The organism is Croceicoccus ponticola, assembly GCF_004004515.1.
In the GTDB taxonomy this organism is placed as follows: domain Bacteria; phylum Pseudomonadota; class Alphaproteobacteria; order Sphingomonadales; family Sphingomonadaceae; genus Croceicoccus; species Croceicoccus ponticola.
Map to the genome: position 1 here is coordinate 1 of NZ_RXOL01000011.1, position 14,438 is coordinate 14,438.

At 61.3% G+C, this 14,438-nt stretch carries 11 protein-coding genes; 4 read left to right on the forward strand and 7 right to left on the reverse strand.

Features of this window, described 5'->3' with window-relative positions:
- Positions 1 to 279 precede the first annotated feature (279 nt).
- On the reverse strand, positions 280 to 732 hold the full coding sequence (locus EKN06_RS14685) for a tRNA (cytidine(34)-2'-O)-methyltransferase (protein WP_127613658.1): 453 nt from the start codon (positions 730 to 732) through the stop codon (positions 280 to 282).
- Between the two features lie 170 nt (positions 733 to 902).
- Here EKN06_RS14685 and EKN06_RS14690 point away from each other — a divergent pair, with 170 nt between their 5' ends.
- Complete coding sequence (locus EKN06_RS14690) at positions 903 to 1,685, forward strand: esterase/lipase family protein (protein ID WP_127613659.1); 783 nt, start codon at positions 903 to 905, stop codon at positions 1,683 to 1,685.
- Positions 1,686 to 1,735: 50 nt separating this feature from the next.
- Here the strand turns inward: EKN06_RS14690 and EKN06_RS14695 are convergent, their stop codons facing one another.
- The 4 genes from EKN06_RS14695 to EKN06_RS14710 all read right to left on the reverse strand — a co-directional run bounded on the left by EKN06_RS14695 (position 1,736) and on the right by EKN06_RS14710 (position 6,060).
- A complete protein-coding gene (locus tag EKN06_RS14695) occupies positions 1,736 to 2,314 on the reverse strand; it encodes a GNAT family N-acetyltransferase (RefSeq protein ID WP_240655043.1) in 579 nt (192 codons plus the stop codon).
- Positions 2,314 to 3,399, reverse strand: coding sequence for an alpha/beta fold hydrolase (locus EKN06_RS14700; protein WP_127613660.1), 1,086 nt, complete (start codon positions 3,397 to 3,399; stop codon positions 2,314 to 2,316). Before EKN06_RS14700 ends, EKN06_RS14695 begins: the two co-directional genes overlap by 1 nt.
- On the reverse strand, positions 3,392 to 3,754 hold the full coding sequence (locus EKN06_RS14705; RefSeq protein ID WP_127613661.1) for a poly(R)-hydroxyalkanoic acid synthase subunit PhaE: 363 nt from the start codon (positions 3,752 to 3,754) through the stop codon (positions 3,392 to 3,394). Before EKN06_RS14705 ends, EKN06_RS14700 begins: the two co-directional genes overlap by 8 nt.
- A gap of 347 nt (positions 3,755 to 4,101) precedes the next feature.
- Positions 4,102 to 6,060 (reverse strand): outer membrane protein assembly factor BamB family protein, encoded by a 1,959-nt coding sequence (locus tag EKN06_RS14710; protein ID WP_127613662.1) that lies wholly within the window; start codon positions 6,058 to 6,060, stop codon positions 4,102 to 4,104.
- A gap of 247 nt (positions 6,061 to 6,307) precedes the next feature.
- Here EKN06_RS14710 and EKN06_RS14715 point away from each other — a divergent pair, with 247 nt between their 5' ends.
- On the forward strand, positions 6,308 to 6,898 hold the full coding sequence (locus tag EKN06_RS14715) for a TetR/AcrR family transcriptional regulator (RefSeq protein ID WP_127613663.1): 591 nt from the start codon (positions 6,308 to 6,310) through the stop codon (positions 6,896 to 6,898).
- A 19-nt stretch (positions 6,899 to 6,917) separates the two neighbouring features.
- Here the strand turns inward: EKN06_RS14715 and EKN06_RS14720 are convergent, their stop codons facing one another.
- Positions 6,918 to 8,873 carry an oxidoreductase gene (locus EKN06_RS14720; RefSeq protein WP_127613664.1) on the reverse strand — a complete coding sequence of 652 codons (1,956 nt, stop codon included), beginning with the start codon at positions 8,871 to 8,873 and terminating at the stop codon, positions 6,918 to 6,920.
- 193 nt (positions 8,874 to 9,066) lie between these two features.
- Here EKN06_RS14720 and EKN06_RS14725 point away from each other — a divergent pair, with 193 nt between their 5' ends.
- Both EKN06_RS14725 and EKN06_RS14730 read left to right on the forward strand, forming a co-directional pair.
- Entirely contained in the window at positions 9,067 to 10,269 is a 1,203-nt protein-coding gene (locus EKN06_RS14725; RefSeq protein ID WP_164844102.1) for an aromatic ring-hydroxylating oxygenase subunit alpha, read from the forward strand.
- A gap of 16 nt (positions 10,270 to 10,285) precedes the next feature.
- The gene (locus EKN06_RS14730) at positions 10,286 to 11,632 is read left to right on the forward strand and encodes an aromatic ring-hydroxylating oxygenase subunit alpha (RefSeq protein WP_127613665.1); all 1,347 of its coding nucleotides are present in this window, start codon (positions 10,286 to 10,288) and stop codon (positions 11,630 to 11,632) included.
- Between the two features lie 108 nt (positions 11,633 to 11,740).
- Here the strand turns inward: EKN06_RS14730 and EKN06_RS14735 are convergent, their stop codons facing one another.
- Positions 11,741 to 14,185 (reverse strand): TonB-dependent receptor, encoded by a 2,445-nt coding sequence (locus EKN06_RS14735; RefSeq protein ID WP_127613666.1) that lies wholly within the window; start codon positions 14,183 to 14,185, stop codon positions 11,741 to 11,743.
- Positions 14,186 to 14,438: the final 253 nt, after the last annotated feature.

The following is a 14,438-nucleotide window of genomic DNA, read 5'->3' on the forward strand; positions in this document are numbered from 1 at the left end:
ACCTGAAGGTCGTTGGTTCAAATCCAACCCCCGCAACCAAACCTCATTGATATAAAACATTTTTATAGCCTCACTGTTAACAGTGGGGCTTTTCGCGTTCGGCAATCAAATGGCGGTAAGATGGTGGTTTTCTACTCCGACGATCAATAACGGCCTAGTCCCAAGTCTAACGAACCCCTTTTAGCCAAATGAGTTGTCTTAGGACTGAAATCGTTGAGGGCGTCCTCTGTCCGACGTCCTTTAATGGTTCCGATGTCGGTGCTTAGCGCCAAAGCCGCGTCAGCCGGGCAAAGTCTCCGTCTGCCGCAGGGCTTCGCCAAGCGCGAGTGCGGTGCACGTGGCGAGGTTCATCGAACGGACTTGCGGTCGCATTGGAAGGCGGACGCGAGCATGACAGGCATCGGCAATAGCCTGCGGCACGCCAGCGCTTTCTTTGCCGAACAGCAGGATATCGTCGGGCCGGAATGCGAACTCATAGACCGAGTGAGTGCTTTTTGTCGTAAACAGTACCAGACGTTGCGCTCCGATCGTGTTGGCGAACGCATCGAACCCGGCATGTCTCGTGACAGTGACATGATTGATGTAGTCCATCGCGGCGCGCCGCACGCGCCGATCGTCCCACGCAAATCCCATTGGCTCGATGAGGTCCACCGCCGCCCCCATGCAGGCACCAAGCCTGAGGACGGCCCCGACATTGCCGGCAATTTCTGGTTCGAACAGAGCAATGCGCATGGAGGGTGATTGGCTTGGGCCAGGGTTCCATGCAAGCCCATGCGCGGGAATCGGGACCATTCTTCGCATAAAATCGGATATGAGCCCGCGCTGATGTGCCGCATTGCCAATCCGGTTACCTGACAAAAGAGACTATAGCGGCGGCGCTGCGAAACCTGCAGAAACTTGTGATGAAACCAAACAAAGTGATCCTCAGCCCCGCGCCTTTCCTCACTTTGGCAGAGGCCGGGCGATCCGCACTTGAACTGGCGACGTTGGCGCTCAGCTATCCCATCATGAGCAATTTGCCACGTGGTGATGGGCATCCGGTCCTGGTCCTGCCGGGCTTTGCCACCAACGACAAAATGACTGTCGTTCTCCGCAAGTTCCTGTCGAGGCTTGGTTATTCGGTAAATGCGTGGGACTTGGGCTGGAACCTCGATCAGCATACGACGGGCGAGAATGGCGAGCACATCGCGCGTCGCATCGCCGAAATTTGTCAGGAGACAGGGCGTAAGGTCACGCTCGTTGGGTGGAGCCTTGGCGGCGTCATCGCGCGCGAGGCGGCGCGCAAGGATCCCGACGATGTGCGGCAGGTCGTTACGCTGGGCAGTCCGTTCACCGGTAATCCGGGGGCGACCAACCTCAATTCGCTTTACGAGCTGCTGACTGGCAATCGAATTGCGGACATGCGGCATCATGCGCGTTACGCGCAGGGCCATAAAGTCCTGCCCGTACCGTCTAGCGCGGTCTATTCGCGAACCGACGGCATCACCGCTTGGCAGAACTGCATCAGCGAGACTGACGCGCAGACCGAAAACGTGGAGGTGGTGTCGAGCCATTTCGGCTTCATTGCCAACCCTGCGGTTTTCTACATCGTCGCGGATCGGCTAGCCCAGGCGGAAGGCACATGGCTGCCGTTCGACCGGCAGGGGCCGTTCAAGGCTTTCTATCGCGCCCCGCCGGATGTCTGATCACGCCGACTGTTGGCTGGCATAGCGTTGGCTGGGCGCGATCGGAATCGTCAGGTCAGGCCGTAAGCCGCCTGCATCGCGTCGTGGCTGCGCATTTCCAGCGCCATGACGAGAATGTCGCTCGAAACCCCGTCGGCATCGCGAACCTGATTGCGCAATAGCGCTTCGGGTTTGAACCCCATCTCCTCGAACATCTGGCGCGCGGTGTCCTGATCCGAAGTCATGCGCACCAAGAGCTTTTCGATGCCCGCATCGCTCGCAGCATCGAGGCAGTGCATGGCGAGCAATCTGCCAAGGCCCATGCCCCGGCTGCTTGTGTCGACCAGCACGCGGACTTCCGCGACGTGCGGCGACCAGCTGAGTTCGTCGCGCACCAGAGCGGTGCACCCCAGAATTACGCCGTCCTCCACTGCGACTAGACTGCGGATGGTCCCGGCCTCGATCTGGTCGAGCCATGCGGCGAAAACCTTTGGACTGCGGATATCCCGTTGCAAAAACAGGAGCTCATGAACCGGCAGCGATGACGCAAAGGCCAGCATCGCATCCCGGTCGCCGGGTTCGAGCGGACGCAGGAGCACGGGGCGACCGGCAAGGTCGATCCTGGTCGGAGCAAGGTCGGTCGTGGGCATCAGGTCGATCTCCTGCCAAGCCATTCGTCGATATGGGGCCACAGCCTGCGCACCGCGGAAGGCCCGGCGACTAGGCTGACGTGGCCACCTTTTGAAACCAGTTCCTCTCGGTCGGTCGACGATGTCATGGTCATCAGTGGGGTAGTTGCTTCGTGGCTGACCACATGGTCGTGTTTCGCCACGATGTTCAGGATCGATGCGGTAACCCGGCCAAGGTCGGCGGTCTTTCCGCAAACCTCAAGAGTGCCGTTGGTCAAGGCGTTTTCCCACATAAGGTCCTTGACCAGCTGGCCGAAATAGTGGCCCGGGATCGGCAGCGTTTCCGCGGCCCAGCGGTCGAACATGCGATACGATTTCACGAATTCGTCGTTCCACATGTTGGTCCAAAGGTTGACGCGACCAGCCGTGCGGTTTGCCGGCCGGGCAAGATCGAATGCGCCCAGCATAATCTCTGGCGGGATAAGTTCTAGCTCGCGGACCAGCAGGTCGACGTCGAAATAGCGTTTGTCGGCCCAAGTCTGGAACAGGTGCATGTGCGAAAAGTCGATCGGCGTAGCCAGCGTGATGAGGTTGCGCAGATGTTCGCGCGCCTCGATCGCGGCGTAGATCGTCACAAGCGTTCCGCCTGCGCAGTAACCGGCCAGCGAAATTTCGCGCTCTCCGGTCCTTGCCTCGATCTCTTTCAGGGCCGCCGGAATGAACCGACCGACGTAATCGTCGAAACCAAGGCCACGTTCGTCGCGCCGGGGCGGGTTCCAGTCCAGGTTGTAGACGTCATAACCTTGCTGCAGGAGGTATTCGAAAAAGCTCTGCCCTTTGGCAAGGTCGAAGATATAGCCTCGGTTCGACGGCGGCGACACGACCAGCAGCGGAATGCGATAGATTTCGCCATGCAGGGGGCGATAGCGGTAAAGCACCGCCGTTCCGTCGCGATAGAGCGCGTCCTTCGGCATGTGACCGACCTCCGCCCGTTCGGCGACGAGGAAATCGAGCCCCTTTATGTTGCGCTTCAGCGCCCGGTCGACTTCGAGCCGGACCTGCTTCGCGATGGCTTCGGGGTCTAGTAGTTCTAGCGGCTCACTCATTGCCGCTGGTTCTGGCAGCAGGCTTGCGGGTCCGGCGCGGTTCCGGGGCCGAGGGTGCCGGATTACGCTCTCCCACCGCCAACTTCAACTGGGCAAGGTGATCTTCGATGACGGCGAGCCGTTCGGAAATCTCGTCGATCTGACTCTTGCTCGGCAGGTTCAGCGAACGCAGCACCGCTTCGGTCTGCTCGGCCATGGTCTTTTGCGCATAGACCGTCGCCTTGGTTGCCTGACCGATCAGGGCGCCGAATTCCTCGCTCTGCGTGATCTGGCTCGACCATTCGTTGAGTTCGGTTTCCCAACGCTGAACGATTTCCTGCCACGCTTCGATGGGGTTGAACTGCTTGTCGGTCATTCCCTGATTAAAGCCCATCTCATCAGGATTGAAACCTATGACTTGGGATGGTTTGCGCACTATCTCTTCGCACAGTCGCTCGCCCGATGCGGGCGACGGTTAGGCCAACAGCGACCTGTAAACCCGCTCCACCGCAGCCGACGCTTCTTCCCATGAATAGTTAACAATGCGGTAGCGAGAAGATCAAGGTAGCGCCGTTGCCATCGTCTGCACCTGAATGACTTATTAGGATCGTCAGGAAAACGGCTAGCTTTGGATGCCCAATGGCGGATCCCGTTTGAAGGGCGGACGGAAGGGTGGACTAAGTAGCCGGGGGCACACGCAGGCGTGTGCCCCCGGTTCGCTGGTCAGTCGTCCTTCGGCCCATAGGCGAGAAAGACGTTGCCGGGCATCTTGCCGGCAAAGCCGTAGCCCGAATTGACGAACAGCATCCCGTTGTGCGGCATAGGGGCCGCCCCGCCGCTCATCGATCCACCGCGCCCTTTGACGCCGTTGGCTGCGGTATATTCGATTGCCGTATCGATATCCCAGGCGACCGTGCCATCTTTTGCGTGATAGGCGCGGACGTGGCCGTCGTTGCTTCCGGCAAAGACGAGGTCGGGCGTCATGGAAATGGCCGCGGAATAGCCGGGGTGGCACATCGACTTTCCTTCGCAGACGTCCTTGGACGGGGCCTGCCAGACATATTCGCCGGTCGCGATGTCCAGTGCGAACATGCCGGGATTGGGCGGAATGTCGTATTTGTTTCCATCCGGAACGTCCGAAACGGGCACGTAAAGCACGCCGTCATGCGCTGCCATGCCGAAATGGATGCCACCGACGACACCGCCGCGACCGACCTGTTTTTTCCACACCAGCTGGCGGGTATCGGGATCGACGCCGTAGGCGATGCTCGACTTTTGGCCCAGCAGGATCATGTCCTTGCCGGCCTTCGTCTTGGCGAGCACCGGGTTGACGCCGAAATCGAAGTCGGGCCCGTCTTCTTCGGGGCAGTTCGCCTGCACCTTTTCCTCGCAAGCCGCGTTCCACGCATCGCCTGCCAGAGCCTGGAAGTGCCAGGCGATCTCGCCAGTTTCCTTGTTCAACGCGACAAGCGCATCGCTGAGCTCGGTCGCGGGGCCGGTGTAGTTGTCGCCAGTAGCGACATAAAGCATCCCACGCTTGTCATCGACGGTGATCGCCGACCAGACCGGGACGCCCGATGGACCGTACAGGGTCTTGCCTGTGAGGCTTTTGTCCACCGGCTTAGATTCCGGAACTAGATAGGTGCGCCACTTCAACGCCCCGGTCTTGGCATCGACCGCGATGACAGAACCGCGGAAGGTGCAGCACGGATAACCCGGCGTGCCTGCCGCGCCTTCTTCCAGCGAGGATACGGGGACATAGACGACCCCGTCGTGCAGAGTCGGAGTGCCGGTCAAGGTGGTGGACCCGTGATCGTCAGCCGAAAAGCGCCAGACAAGCTTGCCGGTCATCGCCTCGATCGCATAGGCATTGCCCGAAACGTCGCCGAAAAAGGCGAGCGGTCTGGCATCGGCGTCGGCCGTGTTCCAGCTTTCGACAACGATCCCGGTGCGCACTTCGGCGGAAGTTTCGAACGCCCAGACCTGACAACCGGTCTTTTCGTCGAGCGCGCGGACCAAATTGTCCTGCCCGCCGACAATCACCGCCCCGCCGGCAAAAGCCGGTTGCGAACGGGCGCGGGTGGCATTGGGGAACGCCATCGCCCATTTCAGTTCGAGATCGCCGACATTGGCCGCATCTATCCCTGCCATGTCGGCCGGGATATAATGGGTCTGTCCCGCATCGACGCCCCAATAAGGATAGGCGACCGTCTGCTTGCGATCGAATACCGCGGCTTCGCCCGTGCAGGCCTCGACCGGCACCGCTGTGCTGGTGCCCATCGAGCGCCCGGCGAGGTATTCGGCCACGGCGCGCTTTTCCTTGTCCTCGAGCGCTTGCGCCATCGGCACCATCACGCCTTCGGTCAGCGCCTTGTAGATCGCTTCGGGGGTCAATTGTCGCACGATATAGGGTATTGGTGCGCGGGCGACCCCGTTGTCGTGGCATGCCGCGCAGTTCCCGGACCATACTTCCTCGCCCAGCGCGCGAACTTCGTCGCTGATCGAACTGGCGTCGCGGTAATGTTCGGCGGCGGCCAATTCGCCGTTGATGAAACTGGGTTCTGGCGCCTTTTCCGCGGGGGCTGCGTTCAGCCCGCCGCCGGCGGCAAGGGTCAGTGCAGCTGCAAAAGTCGTGCCGGCCAGTATGATTGCGCGGCGCCCCAGCGGGGTATTTCTTGCCATCCATCCATCTCCCAATGGTATGCGGTCGCTTCGATTTCATTGTCGTGCGCGGGTTTTCGAAGCCCCCCGCGCATCAAGTGGGGCGAGTTTGAACAGCCCACGTTATTTGGTGCAACTGATTTAAAGGATAAGTTGCTGGAATCTTGAGCTCGCGCGCTACTCCTGAGTGCTTCACGCGGGGTATGATGCCCGCTAACGTTGGCGTGCCTGGCAACGCTGCGGGTACAGGGGGGCGTGACAGTCCGATATGCCGATCGAAGTCGATGCAAAGGAACGCAAGCGCGAGGTGGTCGAGGCCGCGCACGCCTTGATCCGCGAAGGTGGTCTGTCCGCCGTCACGGTGCGCAGCCTTGCCGCGCGGCTGGGGTGCAGCACGACAGCGATCACGCATTATTTCGCCAACAAGAACGAGATCATCCTCGCCAGTTACCGCCATTCGGTCGAGCGCACCGCACAGCGCAGGCGCGAAAGTGCGACAGCTGGTTTTGCCGCGATGCTCGAAGCGATCCTGCCGATCGGGGCCGACAACTGGGGCGACTGGCTCGTCTATATCGCGTTCTGGTCCGAAGCGTTGCACGATGCCGCGCTGCGTTCGGAACAGAAATTGCGCAATCGTTCGATCATCGCCGCCGTCGATGCCGAACTGTCGGTTGGCGCGATGTTGCCCGATGCTGTTTCGCGGGCCGAACGATACGAGATCGCACGGGCCATCGTGGCCACGATCTATGGCGTCGCGGTGCAATCGATCTTCGACCCTGATCAATGGGACAACGAAGCGCAACGCCGTGTGCTGCATCGCGCGCTCTCGGCCTATCTTCCTGCCATTTCGTCCGCCTGACAGCGCCTCTGATTGCATGTCAGATCTGGCGCGCAACCCTGTCGCCCTCGCGAATGGCCTCAAGCGCCGATCGCGGCGAGATGACATCGCCGGCAAGCCACGTCGGTGCCACGCTTTCGCACATGGCCCGCAACCCGTCGCTCGCCCGCGGAGGCGCGCCCGATACGACGAAGTCGAACTCTTCGGTCGTCGTCTCGCCCGACACGGCATGGCGCAGGGTGGCCATACCTTCGGCGATGCCCGCCAGTTTGGTCAGGGGCAGTAGTTTCGTGCCCTTGCGCAAAAGCCGCGCCAGCAAGTCGTTCATGTGCGTGAAGCCGAGATTGGGGCCGTAGACCTGAAACGGGGTTACGACAGTCACGGTCACCCCGCGTTCGACCAGCGATTCCAGCACCAGCGCCGTTTCGTAGTTGCCGTGAAGGTCTATCATAAGGGCGCGAGTGCCCGCCATGTCGAACTTTTGCCCGTCGTATTCGCCGCGCGCCGCTTCGTCCGATGAAAGCACGACGATCGACCCGTCGTCGCCGCATTTCAGATCGCGTTGCGGTGTCGAACCGGCGGTCAGGACGATCGCTTCGGGGGCGAGTGTGCGGACGAAATCTTCGTCTACAATCGTCTGTAACCGGATTTCGACGGGAAGGTCGGCCAGTTCCTGTTCGATCCACGCGGTGGCCGACAGAAGATTGCTGGCCGCGCCCATCGTGCCGACCATGTTGAGCCTGCCACCCAGCTGCGATCCGCTTTCGGCCAGCACGACGCTGTGTCCGCGCCGGCCTGCGATTTCCGCCGCCTTCATGCCTGCGGGGCCGCCGCCGATGACCAGCACTTTTTTTGGCGTCGTGGGCACCGCGTCCATTTCGCGCAGGCGGTTTTCCTCGCCCACTTCGGGGTTCTGGAAACAGGTGATGGGGTAGCGCGCCCGGTCGATACAGCCCTGGTTGGCGCCGGTGCAGGTGCGGATGCGCGACGCCTTGCCCGTCATCAGTTTGTTGACCAGATCGGGGTCGGAAATCTGCGCGCGGGTCATGCCGACCATATCGCAATCGCCGTTCTGCAACGCGCCTTCGGCAAGATCGGGTGTCGGGATCTTGCCGACCCCGATCACCGGGATCGCTGCGCCGATGGCCTCGCGCAGCTGGCGGGTGAGCGGCAGCCATTCGCCGAACTTGTGCCGGTACGATCCGATGGCATGGGCATAGTGCGAACCGCCCTGCCCTTCGGAATGGTTGAGATAGTCGAACAGCCCGGTCTTGACGAAAGCGGCTGTATATTCGCGGCATTTGTCTGGTCCCACGCCGCCCTTTTCCACGGGCACGAGATCGTCGGCGGACGTGCGAAAGCCCATCACCTTGTCCGGCCCGATCGCGTCGCGCACGCGGCGGGCGAGTTCGGTGGTGAACGCCAGCGGGTCGCCCCACTTGTCCGTGCGCTGATTGAACATCGGCGTGAAGCTCTGCTGGATCAGGTAGCCGTGGGTGCCGTGCAGTTCGACACCGTCCATGCCGTTTTCGACTGCGATCCGTGCGGAGCGGCAAAACCCTTCGATCACCATTTCGACCTCGGCATCGGTCATCGCGTGGCCGGTTTCGCCCTCTGTATTAACGCGGGCGGACCATCCCCATAGCGGGTGCATGTCGGGGCGCACCGATGACAGCGACTGCATCCCATAGTGGAAAAGCTGCGATATCGCAGTCGTGCCGTGACGGTGTACGCGGGCGGACAGTTCGCGGAACTTTCGCGCGATGTCCGCCTCTTCGTAATTGAAGTGGTTCAGCAGACCGCTGCTTTCGTGCACGTGCATCGCGGTCAGGATGACCATCCCCGCGCCGCCCTGAGCCCGGCGTTCCTGATACGCCATGTACCGTTCGCCATCCGACCCCGGCTGAAAGAAATCGAGATAGGCGGCGTGCGCGGTCGACACGACACGGTTGCGCACCTCCAAGGGGCCGAGGCGTATCGGTTCGAGCAGTTTCATCAGGCGTCTCCGGTCATTCTTTTTATAAGACACATGTTTTTTATCAGATGCGGCGACGCTGGCAAGGCATTTGCTCGCCGAAAATCAAAAAAAACAATCAGGACGTACTGTTTTTTACGCGACCTTGATCCCGATCAAATCCATCGGCCCGCCCATCGGGTTAGACCGGACTCAACACGCTGGGAGAGTTGCAATGGATGCCGCATTCGAAACGATGCTCTACGACGGCATGGCCGCCGAAAAGGCTCGCAAGGGCCCGCCCGAAGGGTTCCCCCGCCTGCCGCTGATCCCGGCGGCACGGTACACCGATCCCGCCTTCCTCGCGCTGGAGCAAAAGTATCTTTGGCAGAACGTGTGGCTCTATGCGCTGCACGCCGACGAACTGCCGAACGCGGGCGATTATCGCCTGTGGGACCGGACGGGATCGCCCATCGTGATCGTGCGCGGCAAGGATGGCGAAATCCGCGCCTTTTATAACAGTTGCAGCCATCGCGGCGCGCCGCTGGTGGAAAAGGCCGAGGGCGCGACGCAGGGGTTCTTCTGCCGCTATCACGGCTGGACCTACGACCTAGCCGGCAACCTGAATGCCGTTCGCGAAATGCGCGACTTTCCCGGTTTCGACAAAGCGTGCCACGGGCTGAAGCAGGTGCGCTGCGAGGCGTGGGGCAACTGGATCTTCGTCAACGAAAACCCGGATGCCGAACCGCTCAGCGATTTCCTGGGTGGGATCGTCGACGACTGGGCCAATCTCGATGTCGAAAACCTGTGCCACATTCAGTCAGACAGCTTTGTCATCGACTGTCAGGTCAAGGTGCTGATCGACGCGTTTCTGGAAACCTACCACCTCAAGTCGATCCACCCGAACACGGTGGACCGTTTCCTCGACAGCCGCAGTTCGTTCATGAACCTGTGGACCAACGGCCATTCGATGATGACCACCGCGCACCGCGATCCCGACTGGCGCGACCCGGGCGCGCGCGGGATGCCCGAGGTCGAGGGCGCCGAGGACATCTTTGAGCAGAACCCGTCCTACAACATCTATCCCAACCTCGTGACGCCGCCCGCGACCACGGGGATGCCGTTCCTGATGTTCTGGCCGCGCGACGATCGTTCGATGGTGGTCGACGTCCACTGGTTCGCGCCCAACGGATCGCAGGGGCACGAAATGTGGCCGACGCGAATATCGAACCTTGTCCGCATATTGGAAGAAGACACCCAGTTCGCGCCGTCGATCCAGAAATCGGTAGAGGCCAAGGGCTTCGAAGGGCTCACCCTGTCGTATCAGGAGCGCCGGATATATGCCTGGCACATGGAGCTGGACCGGTTGATGGGCGACGCGGTTCCCCCCGAACTGCGCCTTCCGCGCGTGCTCGACCCCTATATCGAACGTCATTGAGGAAAGGGCCGGAACGATGGTCACCACCTACAGCCAGCTGCTCGACCGCGACAGCCGCACCGCGCCCGACTCCCTGCGCGATGAACGGCGCGCGGATTTCGGAAGCGCGCCCATTGCGGCGGCGCGATACATCGATCAGGCCTTCTTCGACCGGGAAGCAGACGCGATGTGGCCGAAGGTCTGGCAGATGGTCTGCCGCGAGGAAGACATTCCCGACGTCGGTGACATCCACGTCTATGACATCATCGACCGTTCGGTACTCGTCGTGCGTAGCGCGCCGGATCGCGTAGAGGCTTTTCCCAATTCCTGCCTTCACCGCGGTCGCAAGCTGATGGATGAAAGCGGCCGAGTGGAAAACATGCGCTGCGGCTTTCACGGGTGGAGCTGGAACCTCGACGGGTCGATCCGCTCCGTCCCGTGCCGTCAGGAATTTGCCGCGCTGTCGGACGACGACCTGCATCTTCCGGCCATCCGCGTCGGGCGGTGGGGCGGATTTGTCTTTATAAACTTCGATCCCGACGCCCCGTCGCTTGAGGAATATCTCGGCGTGCTGCCCCAACATTTCGAGCGGTGGCGGCTGGAAGACCGGTGGAAGGCGGCGCATGTCGCCCGCATCGTTCCGTGCAACTGGAAGGTTGCGCAAGAAGCGTTCATGGAAAGCTACCACGTCATCGCGACCCATCCGCAGATCCTGCCGATCTTTTCCGACGTAGGTTCGGAATACGACGTGTTCGGCCCGCACGTGAACCGCAACCTCGCCGCATTCGGCGAACCCAGCCCGCACTTGCCCGAACGGCCGAGCGGGGCCGAAGTTGTCGAAGGCATGTTCGGCCTGTGGGGTCGCGAAGTGCCGGGCGACCTCGACACCGAAGGCCTGCCGGCGCGCGAGATACTGGGCGAAACGGCGCGCAGCAGTATCGCACGCGCGACCCGCAGCGATCTCGACACCGCGACCGATGCCGAAATGCTGGATGCCATCGTCTACAACGTCTTTCCCAATTTCGCGCCGTGGGGCGGGTTCGTGCCCAACATCGTCTATCGCTGGCGGCCAAACGGGCGCGATGTCGACAGCTGCATCATGGAAGTGATGATCCTGAAACCGGTCAGGGCCGGACAGGAAAAGCCGCGCGGCGTGACGGTTCACTGGCTGGGCGAGGACGAGCCGTGGTCCAACGCGACGGAATTGCCCGCGCTGGGGCCGGTGATCGATCAGGACATGGCAAACATGCCCTTCGTGCAAAGCGGGCTGAAAGCTTCGGGCACGGGGCAGGTGCAGCTGGCAACCTATATGGAAAGCCGCATCCGCCATTTCCACGATACGCTGGATGCCTATCTCGACGGAAGATTGCCAGCCCGCGCCTGATCCATGCCAGTCACGCGGCGGCGCGATCGCGCAAAAAAAGACGCAGGCACGGATTAAACCGTGCCTGCGCCAGCAGGGAAGACAATTCTAAAACGAACGCTGGGTCAATCAGTAGCGATAAGTCACCTGCACCTGCACCGTGCGCGGCGTGTTGGCATACCCGCGCTGATCGGCGAGCCGGCCTGCAGCGGTGCCCGTCCCCGAACCCGTCGACGGGGCATCGAGAGCGCCCGACACGACGAACTGGTTGGTCAGGTTCTTGCCGATGACGCCAAGCTCCCAGCCCGCATCGCTTTTCAGGAACATGCTCGCATCCAGATTGACGTATTCGCCCTGCGTCGCGATCGGATTGGCGAAAGGCGATGCGTTATAGCTGCTCGAATAACGCGCGTCGGTCGACACACCGAGGCTGAGACCGTCCGACACCGGTATGTCATAAGCGACACCGAGCGAGCCGGTCCATTTCGGCGCCATTGCCATGCGCACGCCCGCAAGATCCTGCCCGAGCGAGCCGTCGAAGGCGTTGAACGTCAGGTTGCAACCCTGCGCCGGGGTCTGTCCGGTCACGCACGGGGCGGCAAATTCGATGTAGTGCGCATCGTTGTAGTTGGCAGAGCCGCGAACCGACAGGTCAGGCAAGGCGTGAGGTGCGAATTCAAACGAGAATTCGGCGCCCTTCGTCCGGGCCGAACCGGCGTTGCCGGTCACGAAGCGGAAGGTCTGCGCTTCAAAGAAGTCGACCTGCAGGTCCGTGTACTTGTAGTTGTAGAGCGCAAGGTCGAGCCGCAGCTGGTTGTCGGCCACCGTCGCCTTGATGCCGCCTTCGAAACCCTTTGCCTTTTCCGGCTCGAAGTCGAGATCTTCTGGCAGGCTGGCGTTGGTATAAGTGCTTTCGTTCGAGAAGCCGCCCGACTTGTAGCCCGCCTTGTACCCGGCATAGATGTTCAGGTTGCGCGATGGTTTGTACGCGATCGTGACTTCCGGCGTCCAGTCGGTGAAGGTCTGCTTCGTCTCGATCGGGTTCAGTTCCTGATAGGCGATGCCCGGCCGGATGAACGGGTGGATGAAGTAGCTGTCCTTGGTTTCATGCGTATAGCGCACGCCGCCCGAAAGCTCGACCTCGGGCACGACGTTCCAGACCACTTGCGCGAAGGGCGAGATCGTTTCGCCGTCGGTGGTGGAATACTTGCTGAAGGCCATGAACTGATTGACCGGGTCCTCGTTGCTCTTCTGCACATTGCCGAAGAACACGTTCTGGTCAGCGGTCAGTTTCGAATCCTGGTACAACACGCCGACCATCGCGTTGAGTGGGCCATCGTACTGCGTCTGGGCGCGGAATTCGCCGCTCAGCGCTTTCCACTTTTCGTACGAACCGACGAAAATCTGCGTGATGCGCTGCTGATAGTCGGAGTCCGAGAACCAGCGATTGCGTTGGTTCTGATAGTTCAGGACCGCCGTCAGCATGACGCCGCCAAGGTCATAGTTGCTGTTGTTGGTGACCTGGAACGACTTGTAGGTCGCGCCCAGCGCACCGCCTTCGTAGGCATAGGGGAAAACCTCACCCACTTCGGCCGGGGCGGCGTTGTGATAGCTGTACCATTTACGCTCACACGGAACGTCCGGCATCAGCGTCGAAAAACCGTTGGCGCATGAGAAGATGACGTTGTTCCAGCCCGGATCGTTCGCGCGGTTCCAGCCCATCGACGCCTTGGTGATACTGGTGAAATCGGAGTTCGGTTCCCATTTCAGCGACGCGCGGCCCAGCAATTCGCGTTCGCCCGGTGCTTCGCGCGGACCCGCCGGGGCAACGGTGTTGAACGTGGTGCCGGTGTCGAGGTCGGTAAAGGTCAGCGGAAGATCCGGCGCGTAGTTGGTAGTGTATCCACCCCACATCTTCGCCCCGCGAAGCGCGATGCGACCCGACAGGGTTTCGCTGATCGGTCCCGACAGAATCTGCTCGATAAAGGCGCGCTGGCCCTTGATTTCATAACCGACGCGGGTCGAACCTTCGAACTGGTCGGTGGGATCGGCAGTGGCGATCGAAATCACGCCGGCGGTCGCGTTCTTGCCGAAGAACAGGGCCTGCGGGCCCTTCAGAACTTCGATGCGCGCCAGATCGAAGAAGCCTTCGTTCAGGATGCGGCCGTTACCGTAATAGACGCCGTCGACGATGACAGCGGTGGAGCTTTCGATGCCCAGCGCCGACGCCGGAGTACCGATGCCGCGCAGGGTGATCTGAGCGCCCGAACCGGTCGTGGCCTTACCGACCTGAAGCGACGGGGTGGACGCGGCGATGCGCTCGACACTCGAGATGTCGTAGCGCTGGATCTGTTCAGGCGCGAAGGCGGTGACGGCGACCGGAATGTTCTGTGCCGATTCCGCCCGTTTGCGCGCGGTCACGATGATTTCGGTCAGGCCGCCTGTGCGTTCCGGCTCCGCGACCTGCGTTTCGGTGGGGTCGGTCTGGGCCAGCGCGGGTGTGGCGAACGCGAGCATCGAGATCGATGCGGCGAGCACGGCGCGAGACGCGGCGAACCGGTTGTGGATGATCATTTTTCCCTCTCTCCCTCAGTCCGGCGGCATTTTGCCGCCCTTTATGAGTGCGTCTCACTTTCTCTTTTCGAGATCAAGTGCGGGCAGCCCGATATGTCTTACGGCAGCTGTCATGCGTGTCGCACTTGCCACACAGGTTTGCGCCTCTGCCGTAACCGCTCATGGCTTTTTCCCGCGTAACGCGCAAGTAAAACATGCATGACTGACTTTTTCTGTTTGGCATGACAGGCGTTATGGGTCATGGTGGGTCTAT

Coding starts and splice junctions, on each gene's coding strand:
- EKN06_RS14720 (WP_127613664.1), bottom strand. CDS start 8,873: ATGAAACTGCTCGAACCGATACGCCTCGGCCCCTTGGAGGTGCGCAAC.
- EKN06_RS14705 (WP_127613661.1), bottom strand. CDS start 3,754: ATGACCGACAAGCAGTTCAACCCCATCGAAGCGTGGCAGGAAATCGTT.
- EKN06_RS14735 (WP_127613666.1), bottom strand. CDS start 14,185: ATGATCATCCACAACCGGTTCGCCGCGTCTCGCGCCGTGCTCGCCGCA.
- EKN06_RS14690 (WP_127613659.1), top strand. CDS start 903: ATGAAACCAAACAAAGTGATCCTCAGCCCCGCGCCTTTCCTCACTTTG.
- EKN06_RS14685 (WP_127613658.1), bottom strand. CDS start 732: ATGCGCATTGCTCTGTTCGAACCAGAAATTGCCGGCAATGTCGGGGCC.
- EKN06_RS14715 (WP_127613663.1), top strand. CDS start 6,308: ATGCCGATCGAAGTCGATGCAAAGGAACGCAAGCGCGAGGTGGTCGAG.
- EKN06_RS14695 (WP_240655043.1), bottom strand. CDS start 2,314: ATGCCCACGACCGACCTTGCTCCGACCAGGATCGACCTTGCCGGTCGC.
- EKN06_RS14710 (WP_127613662.1), bottom strand. CDS start 6,060: ATGGCAAGAAATACCCCGCTGGGGCGCCGCGCAATCATACTGGCCGGC.
- EKN06_RS14725 (WP_164844102.1), top strand. CDS start 9,067: ATGGATGCCGCATTCGAAACGATGCTCTACGACGGCATGGCCGCCGAA.
- EKN06_RS14730 (WP_127613665.1), top strand. CDS start 10,286: ATGGTCACCACCTACAGCCAGCTGCTCGACCGCGACAGCCGCACCGCG.
- EKN06_RS14700 (WP_127613660.1), bottom strand. CDS start 3,399: ATGAGTGAGCCGCTAGAACTACTAGACCCCGAAGCCATCGCGAAGCAG.